This is a genomic window from Humidisolicoccus flavus (assembly GCF_045689595.1).
Taxonomy (GTDB): Bacteria; Actinomycetota; Actinomycetes; order Actinomycetales; family Microbacteriaceae; genus Humidisolicoccus; species Humidisolicoccus flavus.
This window is the reverse complement of the sequence record NZ_CP142724.1, coordinates 58538-73415: the sequence shown is the minus strand read 5'-3', so window position 1 is coordinate 73415 and position 14878 is coordinate 58538. Positions and strand designations below refer to the sequence as shown.

Genomic DNA, 14878 nt, shown 5'->3' with positions numbered 1-14878 from the left:
CACCGACCGGAACGAAAGCTCTTGGAGGAATCGCCGAACGAGTCCTCCCTCCAACGAAAGAACCCCCGGCGCCTGGCCGAGGGTTCTGTTCGTAGTGCAGCGGAAATCCGCTCGCGACCGTTGTTACTGACGCTTGAGACGTGAGTACGTGCGTGCTCGCATCGACTGGTCCAGTTCGACCTTGCGAATACGAACCGCCGTCGGAGTCACCTCGACGCATTCGTCGTCACGAGCGAACTCGAGCGACTCTTCAAGCGACAGCTGCTTCGGCGGGGTCAGACGCTCGAGTTCGTCTCCAGTGGAGTTACGAATGTTCGTGAGCTTCTTTTCCTTCGTGATGTTGACATCCATGTCGTCAGCGCGCGAGTTCTCACCGATGACCATGCCCTCGTAGACCTCTTCGGTCGGCTGGATGAAGAAGGAACCGCGGTCCTGCAGCGTGATGAGCGCGAACGGTGTCGCGACACCAGCGCGGTCGGAAATGAGCGAACCGTTGTTTCGGGTCACGATCGGTCCGGTCCAACGGTCGTAGCCGTGGAAGATCGTGTTCGCGATACCCGTACCGCGGGTGATCGTGAGGAACTCGGTGCGGAAACCGATGAGTCCACGGCTCGGAACGATGAATTCCATGCGAACCCAGCCCGTGCCGTGGTTCGTCATGCCCTCCATGCGGCCCTTGCGCGAGGCGAGCAGCTGCGTCACTGCGCCGAGGTATTCCTCTGGTACGTCAATGGTCAACTGCTCGAATGGCTCGTGCGTGTGCCCATCGACCTCGCGGGTCACCACCTGCGGCTTCCCCACGGTCAGTTCGTAGCCTTCACGGCGCATCTGCTCGACGAGGATCGCCAGTGCGAGTTCGCCACGACCCTGGACTTCCCAGGCGTCTGGGCGACCGACATCGAGCACCTTCAGCGAGACGTTACCGACGAGTTCGCGGTCGAGACGGTCCTTGACCATCCGAGCGGTGAGCTTGTGACCCTTGACCTTGCCGGCAAGCGGGCTGGTGTTGGTTCCGATGGTCATCGAGATCGCAGGGTCGTCGATGTGGATCGGAGGCAATGGACGAACGTCATCCGGGTCGGCGAGCGTGTCACCGATCGTGATCTCAGGAATACCGGCGACGGCGACGATGTCTCCTGGGCCGGCCTTCTCTGCAGGAACACGCTCGAGCGCCTTCGTCTCGAGGAGCTCGGTGATACGGACGTTCTGAATGGTGCCGTCGCTTCGAACCCAAGCGACGGTCTGGCCCTTGGTGAGTTCGCCCGCGAACACGCGGAGCAGAGCGATACGACCGAGGAACGGCGAAGCGTCCAGGTTGGTGACGTGCGCCTGCAAAGGGTGCGTGTCGTCGTAGGTCGGGGCTGGAATGTGCTTGAGGATCGCCTCGAAAAGCGGCTCGAGGTTTTCCGAGTCCGGAAGCTCACCGTTGGAGGGCTTGACGGTCGAGGCGCGACCGGCCTTGCCGGAGGCGTACACGACAGGAACGTCGAGCACTGCGTCGAGGTCGAGATCCGGGACGTCATCGGCGAGGTCACTTGCAAGTCCGAGCAGGAGGTCCTGGCTCTCGGAGACGACCTCGTCGATGCGAGCATCGGGACGGTCGGTCTTGTTCACGAGCAGGATGACGGGCAGGTTCGCCTCGAGTGCCTTCCGGAGCACGAAGCGGGTTTGCGGAAGCGGTCCTTCACTCGCGTCGACGAGCAGGACGACGCCGTCAACCATCGAGAGCCCACGCTCGACCTCGCCACCGAAGTCAGCGTGACCCGGGGTGTCGATGACGTTGATGATGACGGGTTCTTCCGTGTGCGCACCGTCGTACCGGACTGCGGTGTTCTTCGCGAGGATCGTGATGCCCTTTTCGCGTTCGAGATCGTTCGAGTCCATGACTCGGTCGTTGACATCCTGGTGCGCTGTGAAGGAGTTCGTCTGCCGAAGCATTGCATCAACGAGTGTGGTTTTTCCGTGGTCAACGTGCGCGACAATGGCGACGTTCCGAAGGCTTGCGCGGGTGGCGGTGGCCATGAGTTCCTCAGGGGTTGTGCACCTCAACAACGACCCGCAGAATATGCGGCGCCGCGTCTTTGGAGGTGCGAATGCGTGGTGATCATGCGAAACGCGCACGTCACGAACAACAATCGTACAGCGTTCAGACGATTTTTCCGGTTTCTCCCGGAAAAAAGAGGGCAAGGAAAAAGGCCCGTGACACATGGTCACGGGCCTGATTCGCTGCGATTCCGGGCTTAGTCCTCGCTGACACCCGCCGAGAGCAGGTGGCGGCGAGCCTCACGGCGCTCCGCCTGCTTGATCGGGTCGGGCAGGGGCACTGCCGCGATGAGTCGTTGCGTGTACGCGTGCTTCGGGTTGCGAAGGATCTGGTCGCGTGAGCCGTATTCGACGAGTTCACCGTGGCGGAGCACCGCGATCCGGTCGGCCAGGGCGTCAACGACCGCGAGGTCGTGGGTCACGAAGAGGCATGCGAACCCGAGGTCACGCTGCAGCCCGCGAAGCAACTCGAGCACAGTTGCCTGCACGGAGACATCGAGCGCACTCGTCGGCTCATCGGCGATCATCAGCTTCGGTTTCAGAGAGAGCGCACGAGCGATACCGACGCGCTGCTTCTGACCGCCGGAGAGTTCGTGCGGAAAGCGGTTTCGGTAGTTGCGGGGCAACTCGACCGCGTCGAGCAGTTCCTCGACCACGCGATCGAGCTCTGCGCCCTTCGCACCGCCGGAGAGCAACAAGGGCTCGCCGATGCTCTGCCCGATGGGCAAACGAGGGTTCAGCGAGGATGTCGGGTCCTGGAACACGATTCCGACGTCTTTCAACACTGGCCGCAACTGCTTGCGGTTCGCCTTCGAGATGTCGTGGCCGACAGCGCGCAACGTGCCTTCGGTGATGGGCAGCAGTCCGATCGCAGCACGACCCAGGGTCGTCTTTCCAGAACCGGACTCGCCGACGAGACCAACGACCTCGCCCTTGAAGACATCGAGATGGACGTTGTTGATCGCGCGGAACGCCGGCACTCGGCCGCGCCGCGGGTACTCAATGGAGACGTTCTGGAAGGACAGTACGGGCTCCTCGACACGGTCGAGCTTTTCCGTGTGCGCTGTCTCCTCGTGCACCTCGACGTTGTCGATGACGTTCGTCGTATCGATGACCGCATCGTTGTCGCCACCCTGACCAAGGTGCGGAACGGCGGAGAGCAATTGCTGAGTGTAGGGGTGCTGCGGCTTGTAGAAGATGTCGGCCGGGCTCCCCTGCTCGACGATCTCGCCCTTGCGCATCACGATGATCTTGTCCGCGATGTCCGCGACAACGCCCATGTCGTGCGTGATGATCAGAATTGCGGAGCCAAGTCGTTCCTGGAGACCGCGCATCAGTTCGAGGATCTCAGCCTGCACGGTCACGTCGAGCGCCGTGGTCGGTTCGTCGGCGATCAGGAGGCCTGGATCGCACGAGATCGACTGTGCGATCATCGCGCGCTGGCGCTGCCCACCCGAGAGCTGGTGCGGGTAGGAGTTGAATGCCTTCAGCGGGTCGGGCAGTTCGACCATGGCGAGCAGTTCGAGCGCGCGCGTCTTGGCCTCACTCGGCGTAATGCCGTAGTGGACTCGCAGGGTCTCAATGATCTGCGAGCCGACCGTGTACACGGGGTTGAGCGCCGTCATCGGCTCCTGGAAGATCACGGCGATCTCTTTACCGCGGATCTCCTGCATGTCGAGCGGCTTGAGACCGAGGATTTCGCGCCCGTTGAGCTTGATGCTTCCCTGCACACGAGCGTTCGATGGCAGGAGGTCGAGGATCGACATCGAGCTCACCGACTTTCCCGAGCCAGATTCGCCGACGATCGCGAGCACTTCGCCGCGATTGATCGTGTAGTTGAGCTTCTTCGCAGCGGGCACCCAATAGTTGTCGACCGCGAAGTCGACACTCAGGTCGGTCAGTTCCAGTACTGGCGCCGCATTGTTCGCTGCGGTTGCTGGCTGCTTCGTTGGTTCGCTCATCGTGTTCCCCCAATTGTGCGGGCGGAAGCTGCAGCTCCCTGGGTCTGTGTGTGGAGTGAGGATGGGACGATAGTCATATGACTGAGCCCCGCACCTTCACCTCGCGCTTTAATCGCGGAATCGCTGTCACGATCTGGATTCTCGTCATCGGCATGGGCGTGCTGCTGCTCACGAGCGGTATGTACACGACTCCCGCTCGAATTGCAGCGGTGCTGATTCCGCTCGGCCTCGTCGCGTACATCGCCTGGCTGGCCATGTGGCGACCGCGCCTCAGCGTGCTCGGAGACGGCGTCGAAGTCGTCAACGTGACGCATCGCGTGTGGATCCCATGGTCCGCGCTCATCGATGTCCGAACCCGATTCGCTCTGGTGCTGTTCACACCGGGAAAGAAGTTCGAAGTGTGGGCGGCTCCCGCACCCGGACGCATGTCCGCGATGCGATTGAGTCGCCGCGAGGAGCAGGGCACCAAGGAAAGCCACCGAAGTGTTGGCGATCTCCTCGGAAGCGACTCGGGTGATGCTGCGTTTCTCGTGCGCGATCGATGGGAGCAGCTGCGCGACTCCGGCCAGCTCGAGGGTGGCGTCGCCGATCAGGCGAGGATCAAGCGAATTCCGCACTGGGCGGAGCTCACTCCCCTGCTGCTCGGCGTCGCAGTGCTCGCCGCGCTCGTTCCGGCGCTGTAGCAGCGCCGGACTCGAGCCTCGCGAGGCACCGATGATCGATGCCTGCATTAGGAGGACATCTCCTTGACCTTGTTGCGACGCACGCGCTTCTGACGCGGGTCGAAGGCGTCACGGAGTCCGTCACCGACGAAGTTCACGAGCAGAGCCAGCGAAACGATGAAGACTGCCGGGTACCAGTAGAGCCACGGACGAGTCGCGAAGGCGCTCTGGTTCTCGCTGATCAGGAGACCGAGCGAAACATCTGGAGAGCGGACACCGTAGCCGAGGAACGAGAGCGACGTCTCGAGCACCATCGCCGCTGCGATCAACAGCGTCGAGCTCACGATGACAACGCCCATCGCGTTCGGCAGGATGTGCTTGAAGATGATCCGAGCATCGGAGGCGCCAGCCACTCGCGCAGCTTCGACGAACTCGCGTTCGCGAAGCGAGAGGAACTCTGCACGGACGAGTCGGGCGATGCCGGTCCAGACGAAGAATCCGAGGAAGATGCCAAGAAGGACGGGCCCGAGAGCACCGGTTGCGTTACCGACGACTGCACCGAGCACGATCACTGGGATCACGATGAAGATGTCGGTGATGCGCATGAGGATCGCGTCGACGACGCCCCGGTAGTACCCGGCGATCGCGCCGATGACAACACCGATGAACGAGGACATGAGCCCGATCAGGAACATGATGACGACCGAGTTGATGATGCCTCGCATGGTCATTGCGAAGTAATCCTTACCCGTACGGTTCTGACCGAAGGGGTGTTCGCCGAGCTGGATGCCGTTGCCGCCGAGCCATTCGGGGATCAGCGAGAGCGTCGCGCGCCCGCCGTCTTGAATCGGGAGCAGCTGGCGCCAGTTGTACTGCCACCAGCCCGGGATCGGACCGAGGCCAACCGCGGAGACCGCGAAGATCACGACGAATGCGAAGAGCGCAAGACTCACCATTGCGATCGGGTTCGTCACGAAGCGACGGAAGATCAAGCGACCTTGACTCTGTCCTGCCGACTGCTTCGCCTTGGTTTCTGCTTCTTCAGTCGCGTCGTCCGACTGCGTGGGCGATGGTTCGCCCGAAATTGGGATCATGTTTGTCATTGGTCTCTCGCCTCCTTGTTGATCTTCGCCTGACTCATCGGACTCGCACTCTCGGGTCGAGTGCCGAATACGCGAGATCGGCAAGGAAGTTGAACAGAATTGCGGTGATTGCGATCACGACGAAGTACGCCATGACCGGGTTCGGGTCAACGGCGACAAGGCCCTGGTTGAAGAGGGTTCCCATTCCACTGATCGCGAAGATGCGCTCCGTGATGATCGCGCCACCGAGCAGCGCACCGATGTCAGCGGCGACGAGGGTCGCGAGTGGAATCAGCGCGTTGCGGAGTGCGTGACGAACGATGACCGTGCGCTCCGGCAGACCCTTCGCACGAGCGGTGCGGATGTAGTCCTGGTTGAGCACTTCGAGCATGCCTGCACGGGAGTAACGGCTGTACCCAGCGAACGAGATCAGCAAGAGCGCGACCGTCGGCAGGAGGAAGTGCGTGAAGTTGTCGAGGCCTTGGATCCAGACATCGCCGCCGAGGTTCGGCGTTGCAGAACCGATCGTTGCGATCGGACGGTTGTTGATCTGGCCGAGGTTCAGGTAGCTGTTCCACGATTGCATGAAGCGGTCGAGCAGGATGATGCCACCGGAGATCACCGCTGCGATTCCACCGATGCGAGCAGAGAGCGACCGGTCGTGCCCTCCCACCAGAATTCCTGCAAGGATTCCGACCGCGAGTGCGGCGATTCCGAGGATGATGAGCGTCTGCATCGAGGAGATGTTGAAGAGCCCCTGCAGCGAGAAGTAACTGATGATTCCGAGGACCGCGACGATCCCGGAGGTGATGAGTGCGCGGCGGTTCCGCGGGCCTGCGATGAGCAGCGCGAGTCCGAGTGAGACACCGATGATCAGGACGGGGACGACCACGGGCCCGAGACCGGGGTTCCGGAACCAGTCGGTCTCCGACATGTACCAGAGCATGATCGCGGTCGCGATCGCGCTCGTACCGAAGGTAATGAGTCTTCGCCGTCGCCGGCCGCCGATGATCGCCTGCCAGAGGATCGCTGCAACGAGCGAGAGCACGATGATGACTGGCGTTGCGATGAGCGGATCACGCAGGAAGTCGTTGAATCCGATTGCGAGGAATTCCTTGAGCAGCACGGCGACCAGGAACGATGGCAGTGAGTACAGGAAGAAGCTGAGGAAGGTGAAGGTGTAGTCCACTGCGCTGTACTGGCGAAGCGCAGAGACGATACCGATGCCGATACCGAGGATGATCGCGAGGATCGTCGCACCGGTGACAAGCTGCACGGTTGAGCCGATTGCGCGAGGCAGCAGGTCGACCACCGGCTGGTTGGTCAATGTGACGCCGAGGTTGCACAACTCGGTAAAGGGAACGAGGCACCCGGCAGCTCCGCCGAACCAGACTGCCCAGCGGACTGGGATCGGCATATCGAGGTTGAGCCATTCGGTTCTCTGCGCGATCAGCTGATCTTTGTTTGGCGCGGAACTGGCGTACAACTCTGAGAGCGGGTCCTTCGAGAGGGCAACGAGCGTGTACATGATGAACGATGCCGCAACCAGTACGAGAATCGAAACCAAGATGCGTCGGAGGATGAAGCTGAGCAAAGGTACCTCACGAGTAATTCAAGGGCCCTACGCGCCGTTGCGTAGGCAGGAAAAATAAAAGTTTACAAGAGTGTAAGCGCCAAAGGCGCCGGGGCTATGAACCCCGACGCCTTCAGCAGGTTGCTTCTTGGGTTTGAGTCAAGAAATCGCTTGAGCGATTACTCGATCGTCCACTCCCAGAAGTTCCAGATCGGACCGGTCTGGTTTGCCATGTACTCGACGCCACCGAGGCGGTCCGAGTAAGCAAGGACACCTGGGCTCTGGAAGAGCGGCAGTCCGTATGCATCTTCAAACGTGAGCGTGTCGATCTCGATCTGCGCTGCAACGACGTCGGCTGGGTCAGTCATCGTCTGCGTTGCGTTTGCGAGTTCGGTCACGCGAGCGTTGTTGTACTTGTTGTAGTTACCGCCACCACCTGCAGCGAAGATCTGCGGAAGTGCAGTGGTTCCAACACCTGGGGAGATCCAACCGAAGATCGATGCGTCGTAGTCATCTGATCCGAGACGGCTTCCCCAGTTGGGGTCACCCTCGTCAACGATGTTGAAGCCGGCTTCAGCGGCAGATGCCTGAATCGCCTGGAATGCGTCAACACGGTTTGGGTTGTCGGTGTTGTAGAGGATGCGGACGGTTGGCGTCTGGCCTGCGAGGAGTTCCTTCGCACGCTCGATGTCAACTTCGCCGTATGCGCTCGATCCGTTTGCAGCAACTGCATCTGCGTAGTCAACGTTCGCTGGAACGAAGATCTGCGAGTTGAGGACCTCTGAGTCCGGGCTGATCGGGGTAACGATCGTCTCGAGGATCTGTTGGCGTGGGATCGTCAGGAGGAATGCTTCACGAACAGCTGGGTCGGCGAAGACGCCAGCGAAGGTGAGGTCGATGTGGTCGTAGGACAGCTGGTTGTCAGTGATGACCTCAACGCCCGGGAGTGCTTCGAGCTGGGTCAGCGTGTCTGCAGATGCCTGCGGGTTGATGATGTCAACCTCACCGTTCTGGAGACCGGTGACCTGTGCGTTCGAGTCACCGATGAAGCGGATGACGAGCTGGTCGAACTGCGCTTCGCGCATTCCCTCGTACGACTCGTTCTTCACGAGCGTCAGGCTCTGGGTTGGCTCCCATGCCGAAACGATGAACGGTCCGTTCGAGAGGAACAGCGACTCATCGGATGGCAGCGACGTGACGTCGAAGCCCGAGTTCCAGAAGTCTGCGGCAGCCGTCAGGACAGGGTCCTTCGAGTCGGTCGGCGCAGCTGGGTCACCCTCAGGAGCGGTCATGATCGCGTTGACGAGCTCTTCAACCGTGGTGCCGGACTTTTCAGCGACAACGTGGATCGGCTGGTCGATCGGGTCGATCAGGTTCCAGTCAACGTATGGCTGGTCGTACGTGATCGTCATCGACATGTTGTCTTCGCTGATGACAGGAAGCTGCGACTGGCCGAGGCCCTCGGTGCTGCCGGCAATCTGGAAGAGGGTCGAGCCGGAGATCGCCTCGCCGGTTGCTTCGTCGAGCGTGACGTCGTCGAAGTGACCCGAGTTCACAGCCCAGTAGAAGAGCATGTCGTCGGCGGTGATCGCGGTGCCGTCGGACCAGGTGCGGCCTTCAGCAATCGTGTACTCAACAGTGAGTGGCTCGTCGCTCAACTTCTCGACGGTACCGAAGGATTCGTCGTATGCGATTTCGAACTCGTTGGTGACGTACAAGAAGCTTGCGTGCGTCAGGTAGGAGACCTTCGAGTTGATGTCGAGGTTCTGGTTCGTGTGGTTCGGGTTGAAGCTCGTGAGCTCGTTGACCTCTGCGAGGCGAACGGTGCTGGCATCTCCGGAACCACCGGTGTTCGTTGCGCTTTCGCTCGGGTCAGTGTTGCCACCGGTTGTGCAACCGGCGAGCAGCAGTGAGCCAATACCGAGAGCGGCGAGGGCGGCGAGCGTCTTGCGCGGCCGGCTTGCTTGGGATCTCAATGTTCCTCCTGTGCAGTAAAAGCGGCGCACTCAAAACGCTGTGGAGGCGCCGCTCGGGATGAATTCAGACTATCCCGGCACTGAGAAGTGAAAGAGCACATGGCCGTAACGTTACGCACTGGTAACTTTGCCGCCGCATTGTTGTCGTCGCACGCGCAAAACGAGTGCTTTGCCTCGAAAGGGCGCAATCATTTGTCGTAGTGACGCACTTCGTTCGCTGTTTCCCGCAGCCCTACACTGGTGCGGTGAATGACTTCCAGCTCGCGCCCCCGCACGCTCGAGCGCGAGTGCGGTGGGAGATCGCAATCGTGCTGCTGCTCTCGCTCGGCGCCTCGGCGCTGTGGGCAGTGCTGCAACTGGCCGACCGCCTGACTCGGGAAGAACCGCTGTCGCAACAGACTGCCGCGATCAACCAGTCCCGAAGTTCACGGGAGTTTTTCGACTTCGCGTACCAGTTCCTCGGATTCGCACTCGAATTCGCTCCCGTCCTCCTGGTCGTCTGGTTGCTCTGGAGCGCTCGGAAACCTCGACTCGGAGCGCTCGGGATCGACGGCACGAGACCGGTCAAGGACACCGTGCAGGGGCTCGCGCTCGTGCTCGTCATCGGTATTCCGGGGCTCTTGCTCTACGTCGTCGGACGCGACCTCGGGATCACCATCCCCGTCTTGCCTGCACCGCTCGACACCTACTGGTGGACCGTCCCGATGCTGATCTTCTCGGCGCTTCGGGCTGGGGTCGTCGAGGAGGTCATCGCGGTGGGCTATCTCTACGCGCGGCTGACGCAACTCGGCTTCGGGCGATGGGGCTTCATCCTGTTCAGCGCTGTGCTCCGCGGGAGCTATCACCTCTACCAGGGCGTCGGGGCGTTCTTCGGCAACCTGCTCATGGGGGCGCTCTTCGGCTGGCTGTACTCCCGAAACCGACGGCTCCTCCCCCTCGTGATCGCCCACGTGCTCATCGACTGTGCCGTCTTCATCGGGTACCCGTGGGCAGCGGGCACCTTCCCAGAATTCTTCGGCCTCCCCGGCTAAATACTGCGGTCGCTTGCACCAAGAAAAGGAGCCCCCGCACTAGCGGGGGCTCCTCTTTCATCATGCTGACGCGAACGCCTCAGGCGGCGGGCACGAACATGCAAGGTTTCGATCGCCGAAGGCCTGATCGACGCGTGACACGACCGGCCAATACTTCGAGCGCTCCATGCCCGCAACAGGGAACACACCCTCTTGACGCGAGTACGGACGATCCCATTCGCCGACGATGGAGGTCGCGGTATGCGGCGCGCGGGCGAGCGCGCTCTGCGCGTGCTCGACCTCGCCCTCCTCAATCGCCTTCGCTTCGTGGCAGATCGCGATCATCGCGTCGATGAATCGGTCGAGCTCGACGATGTCTTCGCTCTCGGTCGGCTCCACCATCAGCGTGCCGGCGACTGGGAACGACATCGTCGGCGAGTGGAATCCGTAGTCGACCAGTCGCTTCGCGACATCGTCAACCGTGACACCGCTGGCTTCACGCATCGGGCGGAGGTCGAGAATGCACTCGTGCGCAACGAGACCATTCGCGCCGGTGTACAGCACCGGAATGAACGGTTCGAGTCGCTTCGCGATGTAGTTCGCGGCGAGAACTGCGGTTGCCGTTGCCCTCGTCAGTCCCGAGAGGCCCATCATCCGAACGTACGACCAGGAGATCGGCAGAATGCTCGCGCTTCCCCACGGCGCTGCTGAAACCGGGTTCTCGCCGAGCTCGAGACCATCAATGATCTGCGATGCATCGCGCGGGTCTCTTGGCAGGAACGGAGCGAGGTGCGACTTCGCTGCGACCGGCCCGACGCCTGGACCACCGCCACCGTGAGGAATGCAGAAGGTCTTGTGCAGGTTCAGGTGCGAGACGTCGCCGCCCAGGTCACCGAACGACGCATAGCCGAGCAGCGCGTTGCAGTTCGCGCCGTCGATGTACACCTGTCCACCGGCGTCGTGCACTGCGTCACAGATTTCGCGAACCGTGGTCTCGTACACGCCATGCGTGGAGGGGTACGTGATCATGAGCGCTGCAAGAGCTTCAGCGTGTGTCGAAACCTTCGCCCGGAGGTCATCGAGATCGACGTTGCCCTCATCGTCGGTTGCGACCACAACGACGCGCATGCCCGCGAGTACCGCGCTTGCCGCGTTCGTCCCGTGCGCGCTCGCTGGAATGAGGCAGACCTCGCGCGACTGGTCGCCATTCGAATCGTGGTACCCGCGAATTGCGAGCAGTCCGGCCAGCTCGCCTTGGCTTCCCGCGTTGGGCTGCAGGGAAACCGTGTCATAGCCGGTCATATCGGCGAGCAACTTCGAGAGGTCGTCGATCATCGAGAGTGTTCCCGCAGCGTGCGCGCGCGGCGCGAACGGGTGGACCCCGGAGAATTCCGGCCAGGTCACCGCCTGCATCTCTGTTGCCGCATTCAGCTTCATGGTGCAGGAGCCGAGAGGGATCATGCCGCGATCCAGCGCGTAGTCGCGATCCGCGAGTCGACGCATGTACCGCATGAGCGCAGTCTCAGAGTGGTACGAGGAGAACACGGGGTGCGTGAGGTACTCGGTGGTTCGAGCAACCGCGAGCGCGCGATCACCCGAGTCGTGGCCGGCCGATTCCCAACCAAACGCTGCAAGCAGAGCGCTGAGACCGGTTTCGATCCAGGTTTCATCGAACGCGAGATGCAGGGTGTCCGCATCGACGACGTGGATCAGGATGCCGTGCTGTTCTGCACGCGCGGCATAGTCCGCCGCGTTGCCTGGCACGGTGACTCGAACCGTGTCGAAGAACGCTTCGTGCGTAATCTGCAGGCCCGCCTTCTGAGCCGCCTCAGCGAACTCTGCCGCGACGCCGTGCACCGCGGTCGCGATCTGACGGAGGCCTTCTGGTCCGTGATAGACCGCGTACATCGATGCCATGACGGCAAGGAGCACCTGCGCGGTGCAGATGTTGCTCGTCGCCCGTTCACGACGGATGTGCTGCTCACGCGTCTGCAGGGTCAAGCGGTACGCGGGATTGCCGTCAGCGTCCTTTGAAACGCCGACGAGTCGTCCTGGCATCTGGCGCTCCAGACCCTCGCGAACCGCGAGATACCCGGCGTGCGGGCCACCAAAGCCGAGGGGAACGCCGAATCGCTGGCTCGAGCCGACCGCAACATCTGCGCCGAGAGTTCCGGGTGCTTCGATGAGGGTCAACGCGAGCAGATCGGCAGCCGCGATCACGATGCCACCCTGCTCGTGGCTTGCAGCGGCACGCTCCCGCCAGTCCCACACGAGACCGGACGCTCCTGGGTATTGGACGAACAGACCGAAGTGAGCCGGCAGCACCTCGGTGCCCCGGACGTCGAGTTCGACAAGTTCGATTCCCACGAACTTCGCGCGGTGCCGCAAGAGCGCCTTGGTCTGCGGCAGCGCCTCCGTGTCAACGATGAACGTCTGCGATGCGTTCTTCGACGCCCGGCGGGCCAAAAGCATCGCCTCGACAACGGCGGTCGACTCGTCGAGCATCGACGCATTCGCCGTCGTCAGCCCTGCGAGTTCCGCAACCATGGTCTGGAAGTTGATGAGGGCTTCGAGACGCCCTTGCGAGATCTCCGGCTGGTACGGCGTGTACGCCGTGTACCAGGCCGGGTTCTCGAGAATGTTGCGCTGGATCGGGGCCGGGGTGATCGTTCCCGAATACCCGAGACCGATCGCGCTCTGATGCACCGTGTTCTGATCCGCAAGTTCGCGCAGCGCCTTGATGACGGCCGTCTCGCTCAGGGCGTCGCCGAAGTCCGGGGTCGCTCCGCGGAGTTCGCTCGGAATTGCAGCGTGCATCATCGCGTCGAGCGACTCGTAGCCGAGCGTTTCGAGCATGACGGATTCCGCCGCCTGGTCGATACCGATGTGGCGGTCTTCGAAAGCCCTCATTATGCGGTCAACGCAGCGTAGTCGTCGGCGCTCAACAGACCCTCGGGCGCGGCGTCGAACGTGACTTCGATGAGCCAGCCCTCGGACTCTGCGCCGGCATTGACGAGCGTCGGGTCTGCGGCGACCGCGTCGTTGACCGCGGTCACGGTGCCCGCACCTGGCGCGAAGAGCTCGCCGACCGACTTCGTGGACTCGATCTCGCCGAGGGCCTCGCCCGCTGCGAAGGAGCGACCCACCTCTGGCAGATCGACGTAGACGACGTCGCCGAGTTGACGCTGCGCGTAGTCGGTGATTCCGATTTTCGCGTTCAGGCCGTCGAGTTCAAGCCACTCGTGGTCGTTGGTGAAGTGAAGAGTCATGCGTTCGAAGCCTTTCGCGAGTAAAACGGGAGTGCAGTGGTGCGGAACGGAATTGCGGTTCCGCGAACATCGATGGAGAGTTCATTTCCGTGACCCGGCTGCACGAGCGCCATGGCGATCGGGACGCCGAGGGTCGGTGAAAGCGCGCCGGAGGTCACTGTTCCGATGACGGTGTCGCCGTCGAGCACCGAGTAACCGGCGCGTGCAGCACGCTTGCCATCACCGACGAGTCCAACCAGCACGGGTGCAGAGTCGTCGTCGAAGGATTCGAGTGCAGCTCGACCGACGAAGTCGCCGTCCTTCTTGAATCCGACGGTGCGCCCGAGGCCGACCTGGACGGGCTTCGTGTCGACGGTGAGTTCGTGACCGTAGAGCGGCATGCCTGCTTCGAGGCGAAGCGTGTCTCGCGCGGCAAGGCCGCAGACCTGCAGGCCGCGGTCAGTGCCGGCGATCAAGAGCGCGTTCCAGAGCGACTCGACTGCGTGCGCGGGGAGCACGAACTCGAAGCCGTCCTCGCCCGTGTAGCCGGTGCGCGCAATGAGCACGTCTTCGCCTTCGAAAATCGCTTCGGCGCAGCGGTAGTAACGGAGTTCGTCGAGCGGCTCGACCTCGAGGCCGATTCCCTCGATGATCTCGAGCGCCCTCGGGCCCTGAATTGCAATGAGCGCAGTGTCTTCGCTCTCGTCACTCACCACAGCGTCGAACGATGCAGCGCGTTCGGTGAGCGTCGACGCGACGATCTCACGGTTTCCCGCGTTCGCGATGATCAGGAAGTTGCTCGGAGCGAGTCGGTACACGATGAGGTCGTCGAGAATGCCGCCCGCCTCGTTCAGCAGGAGCGAGTATTTTGCCTGCCCGATCGCGATCTTGGAGAGCGCGCCTGCGAGGGCGTAATCGAGGAATTCAGCTGCTTGTGCGCCAGAGACGCGAATGGATCCCATGTGGCTGATATCGAAGAGCCCTGCGCGCTCACGCACAGCCGCGTGCTCAGCGAGATCGGAAGTGAATCGCACGGGCATTTGCCAGCCCGCGAAATCGGTGAACTGCGCGCCTGCAGCAGCGTGCACCGCTGCCAGAGGAGTTTCAAACGCCATGGATGAGCCCTTCGTTTCGGAATAGGACTCCCCCTCTGTCACTAGCCTGAGAGTTTCACCTTGCGGCTTTCTCCTTCGGCGCGATTCGCCCGTAATGACGGACGATCGCTCTTCAGAGTGGCCTCTCCGCGCGGTACATGGACCTGAGAGTTTGACGGGGAGTGTTTGCTCCTTCGGTGCCCACGAGGGGCTCTCCCGCAACGGTTCA

At 62.1% G+C, this 14878-nt stretch carries 10 protein-coding genes and 2 riboswitches; of the genes, 2 read left to right on the top strand and 8 right to left on the bottom strand.

Annotated features, from left to right (window positions below; all coding sequences use genetic code 11):
• Window positions 1–123 precede the first annotated feature (123 nt).
• Entirely contained in the window at window positions 124–2022 is a 1899-nt protein-coding gene (gene typA / locus U2H20_RS00345) for a translational GTPase TypA (protein ID WP_430592548.1), read from the bottom strand.
• Between the two features lie 218 nt (window positions 2023–2240).
• A complete protein-coding gene (locus tag U2H20_RS00340; protein ID WP_430592547.1) occupies window positions 2241–4004 on the bottom strand; it encodes an ABC transporter ATP-binding protein in 1764 nt (587 codons plus the stop codon).
• Window positions 4005–4081: 77 nt separating this feature from the next.
• Here U2H20_RS00340 and U2H20_RS00335 point away from each other — a divergent pair, with 77 nt between their 5' ends.
• The gene (locus tag U2H20_RS00335; protein ID WP_430592546.1) at window positions 4082–4687 is read left to right on the top strand and encodes a PH domain-containing protein; all 606 of its coding nucleotides are present in this window, start codon (window positions 4082–4084) and stop codon (window positions 4685–4687) included.
• A 47-nt stretch (window positions 4688–4734) separates the two neighbouring features.
• Here the strand turns inward: U2H20_RS00335 and U2H20_RS00330 are convergent, their stop codons facing one another.
• The 3 genes from U2H20_RS00330 to U2H20_RS00320 form a co-directional block, all read right to left on the bottom strand.
• Window positions 4735–5769: an ABC transporter permease gene (locus tag U2H20_RS00330; protein WP_430592545.1), complete on the bottom strand. Its 1035-nt coding sequence runs from the start codon at window positions 5767–5769 to the stop codon at window positions 4735–4737.
• A gap of 34 nt (window positions 5770–5803) precedes the next feature.
• Entirely contained in the window at window positions 5804–7342 is a 1539-nt protein-coding gene (locus U2H20_RS00325) for an ABC transporter permease (protein ID WP_430592544.1), read from the bottom strand.
• Window positions 7343–7500: 158 nt separating this feature from the next.
• Window positions 7501–9297 (bottom strand): ABC transporter family substrate-binding protein, encoded by a 1797-nt coding sequence (locus U2H20_RS00320; protein WP_430592543.1) that lies wholly within the window; start codon window positions 9295–9297, stop codon window positions 7501–7503.
• A 245-nt stretch (window positions 9298–9542) separates the two neighbouring features.
• On the opposite strand from U2H20_RS00320, the gene U2H20_RS00315 reads away from it, so the two are divergent.
• On the top strand, window positions 9543–10328 hold the full coding sequence (locus U2H20_RS00315; protein WP_430592542.1) for a CPBP family intramembrane glutamic endopeptidase: 786 nt from the start codon (window positions 9543–9545) through the stop codon (window positions 10326–10328).
• Between the two features lie 60 nt (window positions 10329–10388).
• Here the strand turns inward: U2H20_RS00315 and gcvP are convergent, their stop codons facing one another.
• From gcvP to gcvT, 3 genes are read right to left on the bottom strand one after another with little or no spacing between them, the layout of a single operon-like run.
• Window positions 10389–13217, bottom strand: a complete 2829-nt coding sequence (gcvP, locus tag U2H20_RS00310; protein WP_430592541.1) for an aminomethyl-transferring glycine dehydrogenase — start codon at window positions 13215–13217, stop codon at window positions 10389–10391.
• The gene (gcvH, locus tag U2H20_RS00305) at window positions 13217–13576 is read right to left on the bottom strand and encodes a glycine cleavage system protein GcvH (protein WP_430592540.1); all 360 of its coding nucleotides are present in this window, start codon (window positions 13574–13576) and stop codon (window positions 13217–13219) included. The genes gcvP and gcvH overlap by 1 nt, the downstream gene beginning before the upstream one ends.
• On the bottom strand, window positions 13573–14670 hold the full coding sequence (gene gcvT, locus U2H20_RS00300) for a glycine cleavage system aminomethyltransferase GcvT (RefSeq protein WP_430592539.1): 1098 nt from the start codon (window positions 14668–14670) through the stop codon (window positions 13573–13575). Before gcvT ends, gcvH begins: the two co-directional genes overlap by 4 nt.
• Before the next feature lie 28 nt (window positions 14671–14698).
• A riboswitch (glycine riboswitch) is annotated at window positions 14699–14791 on the bottom strand.
• Window positions 14792–14878: riboswitch (glycine riboswitch) on the bottom strand. It abuts the riboswitch before it with no gap.

Excerpts from the sequence above, each read along its gene's own strand:
- typA (WP_430592548.1), bottom strand. The coding sequence starts at position 2,022 with ATGGCCACCGCCACCCGCGCAAGCCTTCGGAACGTCGCCATTGTCGCG.
- U2H20_RS00340 (WP_430592547.1), bottom strand. The coding sequence starts at position 4,004 with ATGAGCGAACCAACGAAGCAGCCAGCAACCGCAGCGAACAATGCGGCG.
- U2H20_RS00335 (WP_430592546.1), top strand. The coding sequence starts at position 4,082 with ATGACTGAGCCCCGCACCTTCACCTCGCGCTTTAATCGCGGAATCGCT.
- U2H20_RS00330 (WP_430592545.1), bottom strand. The coding sequence starts at position 5,769 with ATGACAAACATGATCCCAATTTCGGGCGAACCATCGCCCACGCAGTCG.
- gcvP (WP_430592541.1), bottom strand. The coding sequence starts at position 13,217 with ATGAGGGCTTTCGAAGACCGCCACATCGGTATCGACCAGGCGGCGGAA.
- gcvH (WP_430592540.1), bottom strand. The coding sequence starts at position 13,576 with ATGACTCTTCACTTCACCAACGACCACGAGTGGCTTGAACTCGACGGC.
- gcvT (WP_430592539.1), bottom strand. The coding sequence starts at position 14,670 with ATGGCGTTTGAAACTCCTCTGGCAGCGGTGCACGCTGCTGCAGGCGCG.